At 67.1% G+C, this 21112-nt stretch carries 17 protein-coding genes; 15 read left to right on the forward strand and 2 right to left on the reverse strand.

Annotated elements, in window-relative coordinates; all coding sequences use genetic code 11:
• Positions 1-227 (reverse strand): LPS translocon maturation chaperone LptM (lptM, locus tag AC07XP_RS19510; protein WP_495265592.1); only part of this gene is annotated, 227 nt, incomplete at its 3' end.
• Positions 228-239: 12 nt separating this feature from the next.
• On the opposite strand from lptM, the gene cyaY reads away from it, so the two are divergent.
• Positions 240-572, forward strand: a complete 333-nt coding sequence (cyaY, locus tag AC07XP_RS19515) for an iron donor protein CyaY (protein WP_495265593.1) — start codon at positions 240-242, stop codon at positions 570-572.
• 22 nt (positions 573-594) lie between these two features.
• Here cyaY and AC07XP_RS19520 read toward each other — a convergent pair whose 3' ends face one another.
• A complete protein-coding gene (locus tag AC07XP_RS19520) occupies positions 595-3006 on the reverse strand; it encodes a penicillin-binding protein 1A (protein WP_169805026.1) in 2412 nt (803 codons plus the stop codon).
• A gap of 251 nt (positions 3007-3257) precedes the next feature.
• Between AC07XP_RS19520 and AC07XP_RS19525 the strand changes: the two genes are divergently transcribed.
• The 14 genes from AC07XP_RS19525 (at position 3258) to AC07XP_RS19590 (ending at position 21107) form a co-directional block, all read left to right on the forward strand.
• Positions 3258-4337: a pilus assembly protein PilM gene (locus AC07XP_RS19525; RefSeq protein ID WP_062471776.1), complete on the forward strand. Its 1080-nt coding sequence runs from the start codon at positions 3258-3260 to the stop codon at positions 4335-4337.
• The gene (locus AC07XP_RS19530; protein WP_070059948.1) at positions 4334-4954 is read left to right on the forward strand and encodes a PilN domain-containing protein; all 621 of its coding nucleotides are present in this window, start codon (positions 4334-4336) and stop codon (positions 4952-4954) included. Before AC07XP_RS19525 ends, AC07XP_RS19530 begins: the two co-directional genes overlap by 4 nt.
• Before the next feature lie 6 nt (positions 4955-4960).
• Complete coding sequence (locus AC07XP_RS19535; protein ID WP_070059947.1) at positions 4961-5641, forward strand: type IV pilus inner membrane component PilO; 681 nt, start codon at positions 4961-4963, stop codon at positions 5639-5641.
• Positions 5638-6180 carry a pilus assembly protein PilP gene (locus AC07XP_RS19540; protein WP_070059946.1) on the forward strand — a complete coding sequence of 181 codons (543 nt, stop codon included), beginning with the start codon at positions 5638-5640 and terminating at the stop codon, positions 6178-6180. Before AC07XP_RS19535 ends, AC07XP_RS19540 begins: the two co-directional genes overlap by 4 nt.
• Positions 6177-8324, forward strand: coding sequence for a type IV pilus secretin PilQ (locus AC07XP_RS19545; protein WP_495265594.1), 2148 nt, complete (start codon positions 6177-6179; stop codon positions 8322-8324). The genes AC07XP_RS19540 and AC07XP_RS19545 overlap by 4 nt, the downstream gene beginning before the upstream one ends.
• A 23-nt stretch (positions 8325-8347) precedes the next feature.
• Positions 8348-8896, forward strand: a complete 549-nt coding sequence (locus tag AC07XP_RS19550) for a shikimate kinase (protein ID WP_495265595.1) — start codon at positions 8348-8350, stop codon at positions 8894-8896.
• A 33-nt stretch (positions 8897-8929) separates the two neighbouring features.
• A complete protein-coding gene (aroB, locus tag AC07XP_RS19555) occupies positions 8930-10054 on the forward strand; it encodes a 3-dehydroquinate synthase (protein WP_495265596.1) in 1125 nt (374 codons plus the stop codon).
• Positions 10051-11187, forward strand: a complete 1137-nt coding sequence (locus AC07XP_RS19560) for a deoxyguanosinetriphosphate triphosphohydrolase (RefSeq protein ID WP_495265597.1) — start codon at positions 10051-10053, stop codon at positions 11185-11187. The genes aroB and AC07XP_RS19560 overlap by 4 nt, the downstream gene beginning before the upstream one ends.
• The gene (locus AC07XP_RS19565) at positions 11184-12470 is read left to right on the forward strand and encodes an MFS transporter (RefSeq protein ID WP_495265598.1); all 1287 of its coding nucleotides are present in this window, start codon (positions 11184-11186) and stop codon (positions 12468-12470) included. The genes AC07XP_RS19560 and AC07XP_RS19565 overlap by 4 nt, the downstream gene beginning before the upstream one ends.
• A complete protein-coding gene (locus tag AC07XP_RS19570) occupies positions 12467-13042 on the forward strand; it encodes a DUF1415 domain-containing protein (RefSeq protein ID WP_354347914.1) in 576 nt (191 codons plus the stop codon). The genes AC07XP_RS19565 and AC07XP_RS19570 overlap by 4 nt, the downstream gene beginning before the upstream one ends.
• Before the next feature lie 14 nt (positions 13043-13056).
• Positions 13057-13938, forward strand: coding sequence for a class I SAM-dependent methyltransferase (locus AC07XP_RS19575; protein WP_095747452.1), 882 nt, complete (start codon positions 13057-13059; stop codon positions 13936-13938).
• 29 nt (positions 13939-13967) lie between these two features.
• On the forward strand, positions 13968-14669 hold the full coding sequence (locus AC07XP_RS19580; protein ID WP_070059940.1) for a transposase: 702 nt from the start codon (positions 13968-13970) through the stop codon (positions 14667-14669).
• A gap of 178 nt (positions 14670-14847) precedes the next feature.
• A complete protein-coding gene (locus AC07XP_RS19585) occupies positions 14848-19593 on the forward strand; it encodes a glutamate synthase-related protein (protein WP_095949872.1) in 4746 nt (1581 codons plus the stop codon).
• A 35-nt stretch (positions 19594-19628) separates the two neighbouring features.
• Entirely contained in the window at positions 19629-21107 is a 1479-nt protein-coding gene (locus tag AC07XP_RS19590) for a glutamate synthase subunit beta (RefSeq protein ID WP_495265599.1), read from the forward strand.
• The last annotated feature ends 5 nt before the right edge of the window (positions 21108-21112 follow it).

A 21112-nucleotide genomic window follows, 5' to 3' on the forward strand; every position in this document is an offset into this window, starting at 1 on the left:
CTGCTGGCTGCGGCGGGCTTGGGGGCCGCTTCGTTGTCGGAGGCTTTGGAGCCGCCGGGGGTGAGCAATTGGGGCAAGGTGGCGCGCTGGGCGGCCGCCGGATCGGTCGGCAGATAGAGCGCGCCGCGCTGTCCGCACGCCGCAAGGCCGGCCGCGCTGGCGGCAAGGCAGACCATGAGCGCGGTGCGGGCGCGAGCGCTCACTAGAATTTGGCGAACATTCAACATGCTGAAATTGTAATGACCGACACCGAGTACATGGACCGCGCCGAGGCGGCGCTTGCTGCCATCGAGCAGGGCTGCGACCGCATCAACGACGCGACCGACGCCGACATCGACAACCAGCGGGTCGGCGGGATGATCACGATGTCGTTTCGCAACGGCAGCCAGCTGATCGTGAACCTGCAGAAGCCGCTGCAGGAAATCTGGCTGGCGGCACGCTCCGGCGGCTACCACTACCGGCACGACGGCCGGATGTGGGTGGACACCAAGACCGGGGAAGAATTCTTCGGCAACCTGTCGCGCGAGGCGACCCTGCAGGCGGGGCAGCCGCTGGTCTTCGCGGCGGCCTGAGCCGCCGCTCTGTCTTTCTCGATCAGTTCCTGAACAGGTCGAGGATGCGGTTGCGTTCCTCGGGTGGCGCAGGCGCGCTGATCGCCGGGCCGCTCAGGGCTTCGGCCGGGGCCACCGGCGCGGAGGATTCCACGCCCAGGCTCGACACGCCGCGGCCCGGCGCGTAGTCGTCGTAGTACCACTCGCCGCCGACGCTCACGATGCCTGAAGGCGGCGTGGTCGACAGGTCGGTCACGGGCACGCCCTTGAGGGCGGTTTCCATGTAGTTGATCCAGATCGGCAGGCTCAGGCCACCGCCGGTTTCGCGGTCGCCCAGGTTGCGCGGCGTGTCGTAGCCGATCCACGAGATCGCCGTCATGGTGGGCTGGAAGCCCGCGAACCAGGCGTCGAGCGAGTCGTTGGTGGTGCCGGTCTTGCCGTAGAGGTCGGGGCGCTTGAGCATCGCCTGCGCCTTCGCGGCCGTGCCGGCGCGCGTGATGGACTGCAGCAGCGTGTCCATGATGAAGGCGTTGCGCTGCGGGATGGCGCGCGACGCTTCGTTGAGCAGTGGCGGCTGGACGTCGACCAGCACGCGGTCCTTGTGGTCGGTGACGCGGGTCACGAGGTACGGATTCACGCGGTAGCCGCCGTTGGCGAACACCGAATAGCCCACCGCCATCTGCATCGGCGTGACGGCACCGGCACCGAGCGCCATCGGGAGGTAGGCGGGGTGCTTGTCCTTGTCGAAGCCGAAGTTGGTGATCCAGTCTTGCGCGTAGCGCGTGCCGATGGATTGCAGGATGCGGATCGACACGAGGTTGCGCGACTTCATCAGCGCCGTGCGCATCGACATCGGACCGTCGAAGCCGCCGCCGTAGTTCTTGGGCTCCCAGGGCTGGCCGCCGGTGGTGCCGGCGTCGAAGAACAGCGGGCCGTCGTTGATGACGGTGGCGGGGGTGAAGCCCTTTTCGAGCGCCGCCGAGTAGATGAAGGGCTTGAAGCTCGAGCCCGGCTGGCGCCACGCTTGCGTGACGTGGTTGAACTTGTTCTTGCCGAAGTCGAAACCGCCGACCAGTGCCTTGATGGCGCCGTCGCGCGGGTCCATGGCCACGAACGCGCCTTCCACCTCGGGCAGCTGGGTGATTTCCCAGGTGTTCTTGGGCGTCTTGGCGACACGAATCACGGCGCCGCGGCGGATCTTGATGTTGGGCGGTGCCTTGTCCGACAGGCCGGACTGCGCGGGCTTGAGGCCGTCGCCCGTGATCTGCACGGCGTCGCCGTTGGCGCGGATGGCCTGGATTTCCTTGGGCGTGGCCTTGAGCACCACGGCCGCCATCACGTCGCCGTTGTCGGGGTGGTCGTTCAGCACGTCGTCCACCGCTTCGTCGAGCTCCTTGGGGTCGTTCGGCAGGTCGATGAACTTCTCCGGGCCGCGGTACACCTGACGGCGCTCGTAATCCATGATGCCCTTGCGCAGGGCCTTGTAGGCCGCGGCCTGGTCGGCGGCGACCAGCGAGGTGTAGACCTTGAGGCCGCGCGTGTAGGTGCTGTCGCCGTACTGGGCGTACATCAGCTGGCGCACGGTTTCCGCCACGTACTCGGCGTGCAGGCGGTTCGGGTCGGCGGCGTCGCGCAGGTGCAGCTCTTCCTTCTTGGCCTCGGCCGCCTGCTCGGCGGTGATGAAGCCGGCCTCCTGCATGCGGTCGATCACGTAGAACTGGCGCCCGCGTGCGCGCTGCGGGTTGTTGACCGGGTTGTTGGCGCCGGGTGCCTTCGGCAGGCCGGCCAGCATGGCGGCCTGGGCGATCGTCATCTCGGACAGCGGCTTGCCGAAGTAGGCCTCGGAAGCGGCCGCGAAGCCGTAGGCGCGGTTGCCCAGGTAGATCTGGTTCAGGTAGATCTCGAAGATCTGGTCCTTCGTGAGCAGGTGCTCCAGCTTGAAGGTCAGCAGCACCTCGTAGATCTTGCGGGTCAGCGTCTTCTCGGAACTCAGGTAGACGTTGCGGGCCACCTGCATCGTGATGGTGGAGGCGCCTTGGCTCTTCACGCGGTTCAGGTTGGCGAGGCCGGCGCGGACCAGACCCTTGTAGTCGACGCCGCCGTGGTCATAGAAGCGGGCGTCTTCGGCGGCGAGGACAGCGTCCTTCACGACCTTGGGGATCGCGGCGATGGGGGTGAGGTTGCGCCGCTCTTCCCCGAACTCGCCGATCTGCGTGCCTTCGGCGGAGAACACGCGCAGCGGCAGCTTGGGTCGGTAGTCGGAGAGTTCCGAGATGTCCGGCAGGTTGGGATAGGCCACTGCCAGGGCCACGGCCACCACGCACAGGATGGAAAGCAGGCCCGCCGCAGCGATGCCCGCCCCCCAGAACACGAAACGCAACAGCCATTTCAGCCAGAAGGGGCGTTCGGGTGGAGGAGTCTTGGCGCGCCCTTTCGGGCTGGAAGTTTCTTGCATGGGGGCCCGGAGAGTCACCGGACATTATAAAAAGCCGCCCCCTCGGCGCCTCCGGATCTTTGTTACCTCGCGCATTCCCTCTCCAGGGGCTAAGCAGAAAGTTACAGAATGCGGCTTTGACGTCACGTTTTGACAACGGTTGTCGGTTCCGGGCTTTCTGCACGCTTGGTGGGCGCTGTGCCTGCTGCTAGCATGCAACCGAACGCATATTTTTCCATTGGTTACAAATAACAGGGGGAGAGGGACCTAACTTGGCTGCTCTTGGATCATTGTTTCGTCGTCAGAACGCCCCCCTGCTGGGACTGGACGTCAGTTCGTCCAGCGTGAAGCTGGTGGAGCTCGGCCGTGAGGCCAGCGGCAAGCTGGTCCTGGAGCGCTGCGCCATCGAACCGCTCGAACGCGGCTGGATCACCGACGGCAACGTCGAGAAATTCGACGAAGTCGCCGAAGCCGTGCGCCGTGTCGTGCGCAAGAGCGGCACCAAGACCCGCAACGTGGCGCTGGCGCTGCCGCCCTCGGCGGTCATCACCAAGAAGATCATTCTCCCGGGCGGCATGAGCGAGCAGGAGCTCGAGATCCAGGTCGAATCCGAAGCCAACCAGTACATCCCGTTCTCGCTCGATGAAGTGAGCCTCGACTTCTGCGTAACGGGGCCGAGCACGACCTCCGTCGGCGACGTGGAAGTGCTGATCGCCGCCTCCCGCAAGGAGAAGGTGCAGGACCGCGAGGGCCTGGCGGAAGCCGCGGGCCTGAAGGCCATGATCCTCGACGTCGAGTCGTATGCCTCGCGCCTCGCAACCGCGCGCCTGATCGAGCAACTGCCGGGCAAGGGCGTGGACGCCATCGTGGCGCTGTTCGAAGTCGGTGCCTTCACGACCAGCATGCAGGTGCTGCGCAACCAGGAGGTGCTGTACGACCGCGACCAGGCCTTCGGCGGCGCTCAATTGAGCCAGCTGATCGTGCGCCAGTACGGTTTTTCCGCCGAGGAAGCCGAAGCCAAGAAGCGCAGCGGCGACCTGCCCGACGACTACGGCTCGGGCGTGCTCAAGCCCTTTGTCGAGAGCATCGCGCAGGAAATTGCGCGGGCGCTGCAGTTCTTCTTCACCAGCACGCCGCACAACCGCGTCGATTACGTGCTGCTGGCGGGCGGATCGTCGTCGCTGCCGGGGCTGACCAATGCCGTGACCCGCCAGACCTCTTTCGCCTGCTCGCTCGTGAATCCGTTCGACGGCATGGACTTCGGCCCCAGCATTCGCGAGAAGAAGGTCCGCCGTGAGGCGCCTTCCTATCTGACCTCCTGCGGCCTGGCCATGCGGAGGTTCCTGCAGTGATCCTGATCAATCTGCTTCCGCACCGCGAAGCCGCGCGCAAGCGCCGCCGCGAGGCTTTCTACGGCACCCTGGGTGGTGCCGCGCTGCTGGGCGCCCTGATCGCCGGCCTCGGTTACCTGTGGTTCGAGGCCCAGATTTCGGCGCAGCAATCGAAGAACGGTTTCCTTCAGGCCGAGATCAAGAAGCTCGAAGTCGAGATCAAGGAAATCTCGACACTGCAGGAAGAAATCGCAGCCTTGCGCGCGCGCCAGCTGGCCGTGGAAGACCTGCAAGGCGACCGCAACCTGCCCGTGCACCTGCTCAACGAACTCGTCCGGCAACTGCCCGACGGCGTCTACCTCACCAGCATGAAGCAGGAGAACCAGACCGTGACCCTGCAAGGCATGGCGCAGTCGAACGAGCGCGTGTCGGAACTGCTGCGCAACCTCGGCAACAACAGCCCCTGGCTGGTGAAGCCCGAGCTGGTCGAAATCACCTCGGCCAACGTGAACCTGAGCCAGCGCGACCAGCGCCGCGTGGCGAACTTCACGATGCGCATCGGCCTCAAGCGGCCCACCGATGCGCAGAAGGCGGAGGCCGAGAAGGCCCTGGCCGCCAAGGCGCAGGCGAAGGGGTAATCGATCATGGCCATCAGCAACCGATCCCTCCCCAAAGTCGACGTCGCCACCGCACTGCGGAACTTCGGCGACCAGTTCCGCGGACTGAATCCGAACGATCCTTCCATGTGGCCGGCGGTGCCGCGCTACGCGCTGTGCCTGGCCGTGTCCGCGCTGGTGCTGGCGGGCCTGTGGTTTGTCTGGCTCACGAACTCCAATGACGAGCTCGAAGCCGAGCGCGCCAAGGAAGTCACGCTCCGGACCGACTACCAGAAGAAAGTGGCGCAAGCCGCCAACCTCGACCTGCTGAAGAAGCAGCGCGAGCAGGTGCAGCAGTACGTGATCCTGCTCGAGAAGCAACTGCCCAGCAAGGCGGAAATGGACGCACTGCTCTCGGACATCAACCAGGCCGGCCTCGGCCGCAGCCTGCAGTTCGAACTGTTCCGTCCGGGCCAGGTGTCGGTCAAGGACTATTACGCAGAGCTGCCGATCGCCGTGCGCGTCACGGGCCGCTACCACGACATGGGTGCCTTCGCGGCCGACGTGGCCAGCCTGTCGCGCATCGTGACGCTCAACAACGTGACCGTCACACCGCAGAAGGACAAGGACGTGCTGACGATGGACGCCACCGCGCGCACCTACCGCTACCTCGACGAAGACGAGCGGGCCGCCCAGAAACGCGCCACGGCGCCGAAGGCGAAGAAATGAAGCCGGTCGCCAAAGTCCTGTGGCTGGCACTGGCCACGCTGGGCCTGAGCGCCTGCGGCGATTCCGACCAGGAAGACCTGCAGCGCTGGATGGTCGAGCAGCGCGCCCAGATCAAGCCCTCGGTGCCGCCGATCTCCGAACCCAAGAAGTTCACGCCGCAGGCCTACACCGAGGCGTCGTCGTTCGAGCCCTTCAACATGCTGAAGCTGACCCAGGCGCTGCGCCGGGAGTCGAACCAGCCGAGCACCTCCGAGCTGATCGCGCCGGAACTGGCGCGCCGCAAGGAAGCCCTCGAAGCGTTCCCGCTCGACACGATGGCGATGGTCGGCAGCATGAACCGCAACGGCCAGCCGGTGGCGCTCGTGCGTGTGGACAAGCTGCTCTACAAGGTGCGCGTCGGCGAGTACTTGGGGCTCAACTACGGGCGCATCACCCGTATCAACGAAACCGAAGTTGCCCTGCGCGAGATCGTGCAGGACGCCGCGGGCGAATGGATCGAACGCGTAGCCACGCTGCAGTTGCAAGAGAGTGCGAAATGAACCATAAAAAATCAACGATGGCACAGTGGCTGCGCGCCGCCGGGCTGGGTCTGCTGGCTTTCGGTGCCCTGGCCGTCGCCCATGCGCAAAACGCGATCGAGTCGGTGACGAGCTCGACCCAGTCGGGCGCGGAAGTGATCCGCATCGACCTGGCGCAGCCGCTCACCGCCGTGCCCGCCGGGTTCTCGGTGCAGACGCCGGCGCGCATCGCGCTGGACTTCCCGGGCGTGACGAACGCCATCGGGCGTTCGGCCATCGAGGTGAACCAGGGCAACCTGCGATCTGTCAATGTGGTGCAGGCCGGCGATCGCAGCCGGGTCGTGCTGAACCTGAAGCAGGCCACGGCCTACAAGGCCGAGATCCAGGGCAAGTCGCTGCTGGTGGTGCTCGAGCCGGTGGCTGGCACCGCACTCGTCGCTTCCGCGGCGACCACTTTCGCCGAGAACCGCAATCGCGACACGCTGCCGCTGCGCGATGTCGATTTCCGCCTGGGCGCTGATAACACCGGTCGCGTGCTGGTCGACCTGCCGAACAACCAGGTCGGCGTCGATGTGAAGCAGCAGGGCAAGAGCCTGGTGGTGGAGTTCACCAAGTCGACGCTGCCCGAAGGCCTGCGCCGCCGCCTCGACGTGGCCGACTTCGGCACGCCGGTGCAGCTGATCACTTCGCAGCAGTCGGGCGACCGGGTGCGCATGACGATCGATGCCAAGGGCGACTGGGAGCACAGCGCTTACCAGAGCGAGAACCAGTTCGTGGTGGAGGTCCGCGCACGCAAGGTCGACCCGAGCAAGCTCACGCAAGGCGTCGGCTACAACGGCGAGAAACTGTCGCTCAACTTCCAGAACATCGAGATCCGCTCGCTGCTGCAGGTGATCGCCGACTTCACGAACTTCAACATCGTGACCTCGGACTCGGTCAGCGGCGCACTGACACTGCGGCTGAAGGATGTGCCCTGGGACCAGGCGCTCGACATCATCATGCAGGCGAAGAACCTGGGCATGCGCAAGAACGGCAGCGTGCTGTGGATCGCGCCCAAGGACGAGATCAACGCCAAGGAAAAGCTCGAGTTCGAAGCCAAGGCGGCGATCGAGAACCTGGAGCCGCTGCGCACGCAGTCGTTCCAGCTGAACTACACGAAGGCCATTGCGATTGCACAGGGCCTGACGGGGACTGGTGCATCGGCGGGTGGCGGCGGTGGTGGTGGCGGCGGCGCGACCTCGCGCATCCTGAGCCCCCGCGGCAGCGTGATCGCCGAATCGCGGACCAACCAGCTGTTCGTGTCCGACATTCCCTCGCGTCTGGCGCAGGTCACCGACCTGATCCAGAAGCTGGACATTCCCGTCCGCCAGGTGCTGATCGAAGCGCGGATCGTGGAAGCCTCGGACACCTTCGGCAAGTCGCTCGGCGTGCGGATGGGCGGCGGCATCTCCCGCGAACGCGTCGCGTCGGCCAACGGCAATCCGGCATACGGCACCTTCGGCGTCATGCCCACCACCACCACCGGTGGCGTCGGCGCCGCAGCAGCCACCTGGACCAACTCCAACTTCATCAACCTGCCCGCAGGCGATGCCGGCGGCACCGGCAACTCGGCCGGCACCTTCGCAATCTCGCTGTTCAACTCGAGCTTGTCGCGCATGCTGAACCTCGAAATCTCGGCGCTTGAAGCCGATGGCAAGGGCAAGCTGGTCTCGAGCCCCCGCGTCATCACGGCCGACCAGACCAAGGCGCTGATCGAGCAGGGTGAGGAAATCCCCTACCAGCAGGCCACCTCCAGCGGCGCCACGTCGATCTCGTTCCGCAAGGCGGTGCTCAAGCTCGAAGTCACGCCGCAGATCACGCCCGAAGGCAACATCATCCTGACGCTGGACGTGAGCAAGGACGCCCGCGGCGTCAACACCTCGGCGGGCCCGGCCATCAACACCAAGCACGTGCAGACCGAGGTGCTGGTCGAGAACGGCGGCACGGTGGTCATCGGTGGTATCTTCGAGCTCACCGAAACCAATGACGAATCGCGCGTGCCGGTGCTGGGTGAAATCCCCTACATGGGGGCATTGTTCCGCAAGCGCGAACGCGTTGCCAACAAGACCGAAATGCTCGTCTTTATCACCCCGAAGATGATTACCGACCGCAACGCCGCGCGCTGACGCGCAGGCGTAGCAGCCACCGCGTGGCGGTCGCACTTGTCGGGTTGCCCGGCGCCGGAAAGTCCGCAGTGGGCCGGCGGCTGGGCGCTCGGCTGAACACTCCCTTCATAGACACCGATCACGTGGTCGAGCAGCGCATCGGCTGCACGATCCGTGATTTCTTCGATCGCGAGGGCGAAGCCGCCTTCCGCGACATCGAGCAGGCGGTCATCGCCGACCTGGCCGCCCACCCCCACGGCGTGCTGGCGACCGGTGGCGGCGCCGTGCTGCGCGAGGCCAACCGCCAGCAGCTGCGCGGCCATTTCCACGTCATCTACCTGCGTTCCTCGCCCGAAGACCTGTTCCGGCGCCTGCGCCACGACGTCAAGCGCCCGCTCCTGCAGGTGGCCGACCCGCTCGGCAGGCTGCGCGAGTTGCACGATGCACGCGACCCGTTCTACCGGGAAACGGCCCATGACGTGGTCGACACCGGCCGGCCGTCGATCGCGGTGCTGGTCAACCTCATCGTGATGCAGCTCGAGCTGGCCGGGGTGGTCGAACCCGGCGCCCATCCGGAAGAGCCCTCGGACTGACCCCGGCAGGCCCGAGCGCCTAAACTCGCGGCCATGTCCCTGTCTGTTTCGCCCGCACTTTCCGCCCCGCCAAAGCCCGAACGCGTCGAGATCCAGCTCGGCGAGCGCAGCTACCCGATCCTGATCGGCGGTGGCCTGCTGGAAGACCCTGCCAGCTTCGGTGTCGTTCCCGCAGCCGCCAGCGCGCTGATCGTCAGCAACACCACCGTGGCACCGCTCTACGCGCAGGCCTTGCGGACCGTGCTGGCCGAGCGCTTTCGCACGGTCCACCTGCTCGAGTTGCCCGACGGCGAGGCGTACAAGAACCTCGAGACGCTCAACCTGATCTTCGACGCCCTGCTGGGTCACGGCAGCGACCGCAAGACGGTGCTGTTCGCGCTCGGTGGCGGGGTGGTGGGCGACATGACCGGCTTCGCGGCCGCCAGCTACATGCGCGGCGTGCCTTTCGTGCAGGTGCCGACCACGCTGCTGGCGCAGGTCGATTCCTCGGTGGGTGGCAAGACGGCCATCAACCACCCGCTGGGCAAGAACATGATCGGCGCGTTCTACCAGCCGCAGCTCGTGCTGTGCGACCTGGACACGCTGCAGACGCTGCCCCCGCGCGAGCTCAGCGCCGGCCTGGCCGAGGTCATCAAGTACGGCCCGATCTACGACATGGCTTTCTTCGACTGGATCGAAGCGAACATCGAGGCGCTGGTGGCGCGCGACCCGGCCGCGCTGGCCCATGCCGTGAAGCGCAGCTGCGAGATCAAGGCGCTGGTGGTCGGCCAGGACGAGCGCGAGACCGGCCTGCGTGCCATCCTCAATTTCGGCCACACCTTCGGACATGCCATCGAGTCGGGCCTGGGCTACGGCGAGTGGCTGCACGGCGAAGCCGTCGGCTGCGGCATGGTCATGGCGGCGCAGCTGTCGCAGCGGCTCGGCGGCGTCGACGCGGCCTTCGTCGAACGACTGACCCGCCTGATCGAGCGCGCCGGTCTTCCCACCGTGGGGCCGGCGCTGGGCGCCGAGCGTTACCTCGAGCTGATGCGCGTCGACAAGAAGTCGGAAGCCGGCGAGATCCGCTTCGTGGTGATCGACCGACCCGGCTCCGCCGTCGTGCGCAGCGCGCCCGACGCGATGGTGCGCGACGTGCTCGCGCAGTGCTGCGTGGCATGAGCCTTGCGGCGTACGCCTGCCATCCGGCGCGCTCGCGTGGACGGCGCCACGCGGAACCGCCCGCGCCCACGCGCGACGCCTTCCAGCGCGACCGCGACCGCATCGTCCATTCCACCGCCTTCCGCCGGTTGGTCTACAAGACCCAGGTGTTCCTCAACCACGAGGGCGACCTGTTCCGCACGCGGCTCACGCATTCGCTCGAAGTCGCGCAGCTGGGCCGCTCCATCGCGCGCGCGCTGCGGCTCAACGAAGACCTGGTCGAGGCGATCGCGCTGGCCCATGACCTGGGCCACACGCCCTTCGGCCACGCGGGCCAGGACGCGCTCAACGCCTGCATGGCCGAGCACGGCGGTTTCGAGCACAACCTGCAGAGCCTGCGCGTGGTCGATGCGCTGGAGCACCGCTACCCGCAGTACGACGGCCTGAACCTCAGCTTCGAGACCCGCGAAGGCATCCTCAAGCATTGCTCGCGTGCCAACGCCGAGCGCATCGAGGCGGCCGAGCCGCAGGGCGTGGCCCGTCGCTTTCTCGACCGCACGCAGCCGGGGCTGGAGGCACAGCTGTGCAACCTGGCCGATGCCATCGCCTACAACGCGCACGACATCGACGACGGCGTGCGCTCGGGCCTGATCAGCGTCGAGCAGTTGGCCGACGTCGAACTGTTCGAACGCTACCGCCGCGAAGCGCTGGCCGAGCATCCGCACCTGCAGGGCCAAGGCCGGCGCGTGCTCTATGAAACCATCCGCCGCATGCTCAGCGCGCAGGTCTACGACGTGATCGACACGACGCGCGCGGCCATCGAGGCGCTGGGCCCCGTCGATGCCGACGCCGTGCGCCAAGCGCCGCCGCTGGTGGCCTTCAGCGGCGTCATGCAGGCGCAGTCGGAGGCGCTCAAGCAGTTCCTGTTCCGCAATCTCTATCGCCACCCGCAGGTCACGCAGACCACCGACCAGGCGAGCGAGGTCGTGCGCGGGCTGTTCGACGCCTACCTGGCGCGCGGCACCGAGATGCCCGCGTCGTTCGCGGAACGCCGCGACCGCCATCGCGCCGTGGCCGACTACATCGCCGGCATGACCGACCGCTTCGCCATGCGCGAGCACGAACGGCTGACCGGCCGCCGGGGCATCGCATGACGGCGGCCGTGCGCTCGAACAGCGCGTCGGCCCGCGTGCCGGCCGCGGCCTTCGCCGTCGTGCTGGGCGGTGTCAGTGCCGCGCTGCACCTGGGCAAGCTGCCGCCCGCCGTGCCGGCGCTGCAGGCGTCGCTGGGCATCGACCTGGTCGAGGCGGGTTTCCTGCTGTCGCTGGTCCAGGTCGCGAGCATGACGCTCGGCTTGCTGGCTGGGCTCGCCGCAGACTCCATCGGCCTGCGGCGCAGCATGCTGGTCGGGCTGGCGGTGCTGACGACGGCCAGCCTGCTCGGGGGCGCCGTCGGTGCCGGTCTGCTGGGCGGGTCTCACGCGGTGCTGTGGCTGTTCGTGCTGCGTGCGGCCGAAGGCATCGGCTTCCTGATGGCGGTGATGCCTGGCCCGGGACTCATCCGCGCACTGACGCCGGCGGGCGCCGACAAGGCCGCGCTGGGCTTGTGGGGCGCCTACATGCCGCTCGGCGTGGCGCTGGCGCTGCTTATCGGCCCGGCCCTGATCGGGTGGGGCGGATGGGCCGACTGGTGGTGGACACTGTCGCTGGTGTCGGCGGGAGCGGCACTCTGGGTGTGGCTGGCGGTGCCGCGCGACCGGCCCCGCACGGCCGGCGCGAGCCTGCAGCCCGCATCGTCCGGCTGGGCGTCGCGGCTGCGCGAGACGGTCGGCGCGCGTGCGCCGTGGCTGGTCGCGCTGACCTTCGCCGTGTACTCGTCGCAGTGGATGGCCGTGATCGGTTTCCTGCCCGCGATCTATGCCGACGCGAAAGTGCCGGCCGCCTGGAGCGCAGTGCTGACCGCGCTGGCCGCGGCGATGAACATCGTCGGCAACCTCATGGGCGGCCGCTGGCTGCAGCGCGGCGTGGCGCCCGAGCGCCTGCTGCAGTGGGGTTTCCTGACCATGGCGCTGGGCGGTGTCGCCGCCTTCGCGCAGGTGGGGCAGGGCGCCGGCGCCGAGGCGCTGGGCCTGCCGCCCGCGCTGCGCTATGCCGCGATCTGCGCTTTTTCGCTCGGCGGCGGCATGGTGCCGGCGACGCTGTTCCTGTTGGGCGTGCGGCTGGCGCCGGGGCCGAGCACCGTCTCGACCACCGTCGGCCTGATGCAGCAGGCGTCGTCGCTCGGCCAGTTCCTGGCGCCGCCGGCGGTGGCCTGGCTGGCGCACCGCGTCGGTGGCTGGCACTGGACCTGGACCGCCACGCTGGCCTGTTCGCTCGCCGGCATGGCGGTCGCCGCGCGCCTCGGGCGCATCCGCCGACTGACGGAGGCCACGGCATGAGCGACCCGACGGTCATCGACGCCGCGCAGGCCGAAGCCGACACCCGGCGCTGGCTCGAGCGCGCCGTGATCGGCCTCAACCTGTGCCCCTTCGCCAAGGCGGTGCATGTGAAGGGCCAGATCCACTACCTCACCTACCTCGACACCCACGAAGGCCGCCTCATCGATGCGCTGCTGGCCGAGGCCCGCGCGCTCGTGGCGCTCGATGCCGAGGTGCGCGACACCACCTTGCTGATCGTCCCCCACGCGCTGGCGGACTTTCTCGACTTCAACGATTTCACCGAACGCGCCGAGCGCAAGCTCGCCCGCGCGGGCTTCGACGGCGTGCTGCAGCTCGCCAGCTTCCATCCGCATTTCCAGTTCGCCGGCACCGAGGCCGACGACATCACCAACGCCACCAACCGCGCGCCGTACCCCACGCTGCACCTGCTGCGCGAAGACAGCGTGGACCGCGCGGTCGAGGCCTTTCCCGAGGCCGAGGCGATCTTCGAGCGCAACATCGAGACGCTTGAAGCCCTGGGCCCCGACGGCTGGACCGCGCTCGATGTCGGCCCGGGAAGCGCCACGCCATGAACAACAAGAACACCATGCCCCGTCCCGCGAAAGCCCACCCCACCAACAAGGCTGCGAAGGCCGAGGCCGAGCTGGCCGAAGTCCTGCGGCCGGGCCAGTCTGTCGAGCTCCTCAAGGAACTGCACATCCTCACGCGCGAAGGCCGGCTCAACCAGGATTCGCGGCGCAAGCTCAAGCAGGTCTACCACCTGTTCCAGTTCATCGAGCAGCTGCTGCGCGAGCTGCCGGGCGAGGGCGCCGAGGCAACGCTGGCCGACCACGGGGCGGGCAAGTCGTACCTCGGCTTCATCATCTACGACCTGTTCTTCCGCGCGCGGCAGGGCGGTCATGTCTACGGCATCGAGACGCGCAGCGAACTGGTCGAGCGCTCCCGCGCGCTGGCGCAGCAGCTGGGCTTCGGGCGCATGTCGTTCCTGAACCTCACTGTGGCCGAGTCGGCGCAGGCGAGCGAGCTGCCGGCGCAGATCGATGTGGTCACCGCGCTGCACGCCTGCGACACCGCCACCGACGACGCCATCGCCTTCGGCCTGGCCAAGAAGGCGCGCTGCATGGTGCTCGTGCCCTGCTGCCAGGCCGAAGTGGCGGCCTGCCTGCGCGAGACCAAGGCGCTGGCCCTGTCGCGCACGCCGCTGGCCGAGCTGTGGCGCCATCCGCTGCACACGCGCGAGATCGGCAGCCAGCTCACCAACGTGCTGCGCTGCCTGTACCTGGAAGCCAACGGCTACAGCGTCACCGTGACCGAGCTGGTCGGCTGGGAGCACAGCATGAAGAACGAGCTGATCCTGGCGCGCTACACCGGCCAGCGCAAGGCGAGTGCGGCGACGCGGCTGCGCGAGCTGCTGGCGCAGTTCGGGCTCGACACGCTGGGCGATACGCGCTTCCGCCTGACGGACTGAGTATTCGGACGGCGTCGTCCATCGTCACCATGGCCCGTCTCCCCCGTCTCACGCTGGCTGGCATGCCGCACCACGTGATCCAGCGCGGCAACAACCGCCAGCCGATCTTCGTGGACCGTGCCGACCACGAGAAGCTGCTCGGCCTGCTGGCCGAGAACGCCGCGCGCTTCGGCATCGCGCTGCACGCCTACGTGCTGATGGACAACCACTTTCACCTGCTGGCCACGCCGGACAGTGCCACGGGCCTGCCGCAGTTCATGCAGTCGGTCGGGCGCAGCTACGTGCGCTACTTCAACGACCGCCACGGCCGCAGCGGCACCTTGTGGGAAGGACGCTACAGATCGACCCTGATCCAGACCGAGCGCTACCTGCTGACCTGCATGGCCTACATCGACCTGAACCCGGTGCGCGCCGGCATGGTCGCCGAGGCGCGCGACTTCCCGTGGTCCAGCCACGGCCACTACGCCGGCCTGCGGCAGGACCGGCTGCTGACACCGCATCCGCTGTACTGGGAACTCGGCAACACGCCCTTCGCGCGGGAGGCGGCGTATGCCGAACTGGTGCGTGGCGGGGTTCGCGCGGCCGATCAGCAGGCCCTGACCGAGGCCACCTTGCGCGGCTGGGCGGCCGGCGACGACGGTTTTCTGGATACGTTGCAGAAGTCCACCGAGCGCCGCGTGATCAAGGCCAAGGCCGGCCGGCCGCCTGCGCCCGCCAAAGATCCGGACTGAAAGCGGCCGAAAGCCGCGCCCTTGTTGGGCATCGTGCTGCTGTTTTTAATATGTCCCTAATTTAATTCTGACAAGAAAACTCAAGATTTAATGGGGATCTGACCCCTATTAAAGTGTTTGGCATTCTTTGTGCATCGCAATATGCTCCCTTTCCCTGCGAAAACTGAAGGAGCGCGCCATGACGACGGCTGCCGAGATTCAACACCTCCAAGAACACGGTCTGTATTCCGGTGCCGATGAGCACGATGCCTGCGGCGTCGGCTTCGTCGCCCATATCAAGGGCGAGAAGAGCCACGCCATCGTGCTGCAGGGCCTGAAGATCCTCGAGAACCTCGACCACCGCGGCGCTGTCGGCGCCGACAAGCTGATGGGCGACGGCGCGGGCATCCTGATCCAGCTGCCCGACCTGCTGTACCGCGAAGAAATGGCCAAGCAGGGCGTCACGCTGCCCCCGCCCGGCGAATACGGCGTCGGCATGATCTTCCTGCCGAAGGAACACGCCTCGCGCGAAGCCTGCGAGCAGGAAATGGAACGCGCCATCAAGGCCGAAGGCCAGGTGCTGCTGGGCTGGCGCGACGTGCCGGTCAACCGCGACATGCCCATGTCGCCCACCGTGCGCGAAAAGGAACCGCTGCTGCGCCAGATCTTCATCGGCCGCGGCAACGACGTGATCGTGCAGGACGCGCTGGAGCGCAAGCTGTACGTGATCCGCAAGACCGCCAGCGCCAACATCCAGCGCCTGAAGCTCAAGCACAGCAAGGAATACTACGTTCCGAGCATGTCCAGCCGCACCGTGGTCTACAAGGGCCTGCTGCTGGCCGACCAGGTCGGTACCTACTACCTCGACCTGCAGGACAAGCGCTGCGTCTCGGCCCTGGGCCTGGTGCACCAGCGCTTCTCGACCAACACCTTCCCCGAGTGGCCGCTGGCCCACCCGTACCGCTATGTCGCTCACAACGGCGAAATCAACACGGTCAAGGGCAACTACAACTGGATGAAGGCGCGCGAAGGCGTGATGTCGTCGCCCGTGCTGGGCGCCGACCTGCAGAAGCTCTACCCGATCAGCTTCGCCGGCCAGTCCGACACCGCCACCTTCGACAACTGCCTCGAGCTGCTGACGATGGCCGGCTACCCCATCAGCCAGGCCGTGATGATGATGATTCCCGAGCCCTGGGAACAGCACGCCACCATGGACACGCGCCGCCGCGCGTTCTATGAGTACCACGCCGCCATGCTCGAGCCGTGGGACGGCCCGGCCTCCATCGTCTTCACCGACGGCCGCCAGATCGGCGCCACGCTCGACCGCAACGGCCTGCGTCCCTCGCGCTACTGCGTGACCGACGACGACCTGGTCATCATGGCCTCCGAGTCGGGCGTGCTGCCCGTGCCCGAGCAGAAGATCGTTCGCAAGTGGCGCCTGCAGCCCGGCAAGATGTTCCTGATCGACCTGGAGCAGGGCCGCATGATCGACGACGAGGAGGTCAAGGCCACCCTCGCCAACAGCAAGCCCTACAAGCAGTGGATCGAGAACCTGCGCATCAAGCTCGACAGCGTCAAGGCCGAGCCCGCCGCGATCCCCGTGAGCCAGGTCGCGCTGCTCGACCGCCAGCAGGCCTTCGGCTACACCCAGGAAGACATCAAGTTCCTGATGAGCCCGATGGCGCAGGCCGGTGAAGAGGGCATCGGCTCCATGGGCAACGACAGCCCGCTGGCCGTGCTCTCCAGCAAGAACAAGCCGCTGTACAACTACTTCAAGCAGCTGTTCGCGCAGGTCACGAACCCGCCGATCGACCCGATCCGCGAAGCGATCGTGATGTCGCTCGTGTCCTTCATCGGCCCCAAGCCGAACCTGCTGGACATCAACCAGGTCAACCCGCCGATGCGGCTCGAAGTGAGCCAGCCCATCCTCGACTTCGCCGACATGGCGAAGCTGCGCGACATCGGCCGCTACACGCAAGGCAAGTTCAAGAGCTACGTGCTGGACATCACCTACCCGCTGGGCTGGGGCGATGAAGGCGTCGAAGCCAAGCTGGCTTCGCTGTGTGCCGAAGCGGTCGACGCCATCAAGGGCGGCCACAACATCCTGATCGTGAGCGACCGCGGCGTGGGCCCGACGCAAGTGGCGATCCCCGCCGTGCTGGCGCTGTCGGCCGTGCACCAGTACCTCGTGCGCGAGGGCCTGCGCACCACCGCCGGCCTCGTGGTCGAGACCGGTTCGGCGCGCGAAGTGCATCACTTCGGCGTGCTTGCCGGCTACGGCGCCGAAGCCGTGCACCCGTACCTCGCCATGGAAACGCTGGCGGCCATGCACGCCGACCTGCCGGGCGACCTGAGCGCCGACAAGGCGGTCTACAACTACGTCAAGGCCATCGGCAAGGGCCTGTCGAAGATCATGTCGAAGATGGGTGTCAGCACCTACATGAGCTACTGCGGCGCCCAGCTGTTCGAAGCCATCGGCCTGAACACCGAGACGGTGAACAAGTACTTCACCGGCACGGCCAGCCGCGTGGAAGGCATCGGCGTCTTCGAGATCGCCGAAGAAGCCATCCGCATGCACAAGGCCGCCTTCGGCGACGACCCCGTGCTCGCCCACATGCTGGACGCCGGCGGCGAATACGCCTGGCGCACCCGCGGCGAAGAGCACATGTGGACGCCCGACGCCATCGCCAAGCTGCAGCACAGCACGCGCTCCAACAACTGGAACACGTACAAGGAATACGCGCAGCTCATCAACGACCAGAACCGCCGCCATCTCACGCTGCGCGGCCTGTTCGAGTTCAAGATCGATCCGGCCAAGGCCATCCCGGTGGACGAGGTCGAAGCCGCCGCCGAGATCGTCAAGCGCTTCGCCACCGGCGCGATGTCGCTGGGCTCGATCAGCACCGAGGCGCACGCCACGCTCGCCATTGCCATGAACCGCATCGGCGGCAAGAGCAACACGGGCGAAGGCGGTGAAGACCCCGCGCGTTACCGCAACGAACTCAAGGGCATCCCGATCAAGCAGGGCGACACGCTCAAGAGCGTGATCGGCGCGGCCAACGTCGAGGTCGACCTGCCGCTGAACGACGGCGACTCGCTGCGTTCGCGCATCAAGCAGGTCGCGTCGGGCCGCTTCGGCGTCACGGCCGAGTACCTGCATTCGGCCGACCAGATCCAGATCAAGATGGCGCAAGGTGCCAAGCCGGGCGAGGGCGGTCAGCTGCCCGGCGGCAAGGTCACCGAGTACATCGGCAAGCAGCGCTATGCCGTGCCGGGCGTGGGCCTCATCTCGCCGCCGCCGCACCACGACATCTACTCGATCGAAGACCTCGCACAGCTCATTCACGACCTGAAGAACACCGCGCCGCACGCCAGCATCAGCGTGAAGCTGGTGAGCGAAATCGGCGTCGGCACCATCGCTGCAGGCGTGGCCAAGTGCAAGAGCGACCACGTCGTGATCGCCGGCCATGACGGCGGCACGGGCGCTTCGCCCTGGTCGTCGATCAAGCATGCGGGCAGCCCGTGGGAAATCGGCCTGGCCGAGACGCAGCAGACGCTGGTGCTCAACCGCCTGCGCAGCCGCATCCGCGTGCAGGCCGACGGCCAGATGAAGACTGGCCGCGACGTCGCCATCGGCGCGTTGCTGGGCGCCGACGAATTCGGCTTCGCCACCGCGCCGCTGGTGGTCGAGGGCTGCATCATGATGCGCAAGTGCCACCTGAACACCTGCCCGGTGGGCGTGGCCACGCAAGACCCGGTGCTGCGCAAGAAGTTCTCGGGCAAGCCCGAGCACGTCGTCAACTACTTCTTCTTCGTCGCGGAAGAAGTGCGCCAGATCATGGCCCAGCTGGGCATCCGCAAGTTCGACGACCTGATCGGCCGCGCCGACCTGCTCGACATGCGCAAGGGCATCGAGCACTGGAAGGCATCGGGCCTCGATTTCAGCCGCCTGTTCGCGCTGCCGACCGTGCCGGCCGACGTGCCGCGCTTCCATGTCGAGAACCAGGACCACGGCCTCGAGCGCGCCCTGGACGTGAAGCTCATCGAGAAGTCGCGTCCCGCCATCGACAAGGGCGAGAAGGTGCAGTTCATCGAGGTGGCACGCAACGTCAACCGCTCGGTGGGCGCGATGCTCTCGGGCGCGCTGACCAAGGTGCATCCGCAGGGCCTGCCCGACGACTCGATCCGCATCCAGCTCGAAGGCACGGGCGGCCAGTCGTTCGGCGCCTTCCTGGCACGCGGCATCACGCTGTACCTGATCGGCGACGCCAACGACTACACCGGCAAGGGCCTTTCGGGCGGCCGCGTGGTGGTGCGCCCCAGCCTCGACTTCCGCGGTGAAGCCGCGCGCAACACCATCGTCGGCAACACCGCGCTGTACGGCGCGACCACCGGCGAGGCCTACCTGTGCGGCGTGGCCGGCGAGCGTTTCGCGGTGCGCCTGTCGGGCGCCACGGCGGTCATCGAAGGCACCGGCGACCACGGTTGCGAATACATGACTGGCGGCACGGTGGCCGTGCTCGGCAAGACGGGCCGCAACTTCGCGGCCGGCATGAGCGGCGGCGTCGCCTTCGTCTATGACGAAGACGGCCAGTTCGCCTCGCGCTGCAACCTCTCGATGGTGTCGCTCGACAAGGTGCTCACCTCGGCCGAGCAGACCGCCAGCGTGCATCGCAAGATCTGGCACGGCGGCGAGACCGACGAAGCGCAGCTCAAGAAGCTGCTCGAAGAGCACCACCGCTGGACGGGCAGCAAGCGCGCGCGCGAGCTGCTCGACAACTGGGCCGAGTCGCGCACCAAGTTCGTCAAGGTGTTCCCGAACGAGTACAAGCGCGCCCTGGCCGAATTGCACGACCGCCAGGTCGAGCTGGCCAGCAGCGGCAACAACGCCCACGTCGGCCTCGAGCCGCACGCACTGGCCGCGCCCGCCACGGCCGCCGTCTGAGCGCGCCATAGATACGAAGAACAGAGGAAAGCACGATGGGAAAAATCACCGGCTTCATGGAGCATGAGCGCATCGAAGAGGGCTACAAGCCTGTCGAAGAGCGCGTCAAGCACTACAAGGAATTCGTCGTCGGCCTGAACACCGACCAGGCCAAGGTGCAGGGCGCACGTTGCATGGACTGCGGCACGCCGTTCTGTAACAGCGGCTGCCCGGTCAACAACATCATTCCGGACTTCAACGACCTCGTGTACCGCGACGATTGGCAGAACGCCTTCGCGGTGCTCGACTCGACCAACAACTTCCCCGAGTTCACCGGCCGCATCTGCCCCGCGCCCTGCGAGGCGGCCTGCGTGCTCAACGTGAACGACGACGCGGTCGGCATCAAGTCGCTGGAACACGCGATCATCGACCGCGCCTGGGACGAAGGCTGGGTGGCGCCGCGCGTCGCCAAGCACAAGACCGGCAAGAAGGTCGCCGTGGTGGGCTCCGGCCCGGCCGGCATGGCCGCCGCGCAGCAATTGGCGCGCGCCGGCCACGATGTCACGCTGTTCGAGAAGAACGACCGCGTCGGCGGCCTGCTGCGCTACGGCATTCCCGACTTCAAGATGGAGAAGTCGCACATCGACCGCCGCGTCGAGCAGATGAAGGCCGAAGGCGTGACCTTCCGCACCGGCGTGATGGTCGGTGCTGCGAAAGACCCGCTGGGCAAGGGCTCCAAGGTGACCAACCTGGCCAAGGAAACCGTCACGCCCGAGCAGCTGCAGAAAGACTTCGACGCCGTGGTGCTCACCGGCGGCGCCGAGCAGTCGCGCGACCTGCCGGTGCCCGGCCGCGATCTCGACGGCATCCACTTCGCGATGGAGTTCCTGCCGCAGCAGAACCGCGTCAACGCAGGCGACAAGGTCAAGGGCCAGCTGCGCGCCGAAGGCAAGCACGTCATCGTCATCGGCGGCGGCGACACCGGCTCCGACTGCGTGGGCACCAGCAACCGCCACGGCGCCGTGAGCGTCACGCAGTTCGAACTGATGCCGCAGCCGCCGGAAGAAGAGAACCGTCCGCTGACCTGGCCCTACTGGCCGATCAAGTTGCGCACCAGCTCCAGCCACGAAGAAGGTTGCGAGCGCGAGTTCGCCATCTCGACCAAGGAATTCATCGGCGAGAAGGGCAAGGTCACCGGCCTGAAGACCGTGCGCGTCGAGTGGAAGGACGGCAAGATGCAGGAAGTGGCCGGCAGCGAGCAGATCCTCAAGGCCGACCTGGTGCTGCTGGCCATGGGCTTCATCAGCCCCGTGGCCACCGTGCTCGACGCCTTCGGTGTCGAGAAGGACGCCCGCGGCAACGCGCGCGCCACGGTCGACTTCATCGGCGGCTACGCCACCAATGTGCCCAAGGTGTTCGCCGCAGGTGACATTCGCCGCGGCCAATCGCTGGTGGTGTGGGCAATTCGCGAGGGCCGTCAAGCGGCGCGTTCGGTCGACGAATTTTTGATGGGATTCAGCGACTTACCGCGCTGATTTTT

It is taken from the genome of Variovorax sp. GW531-E2, assembly GCF_059423125.1.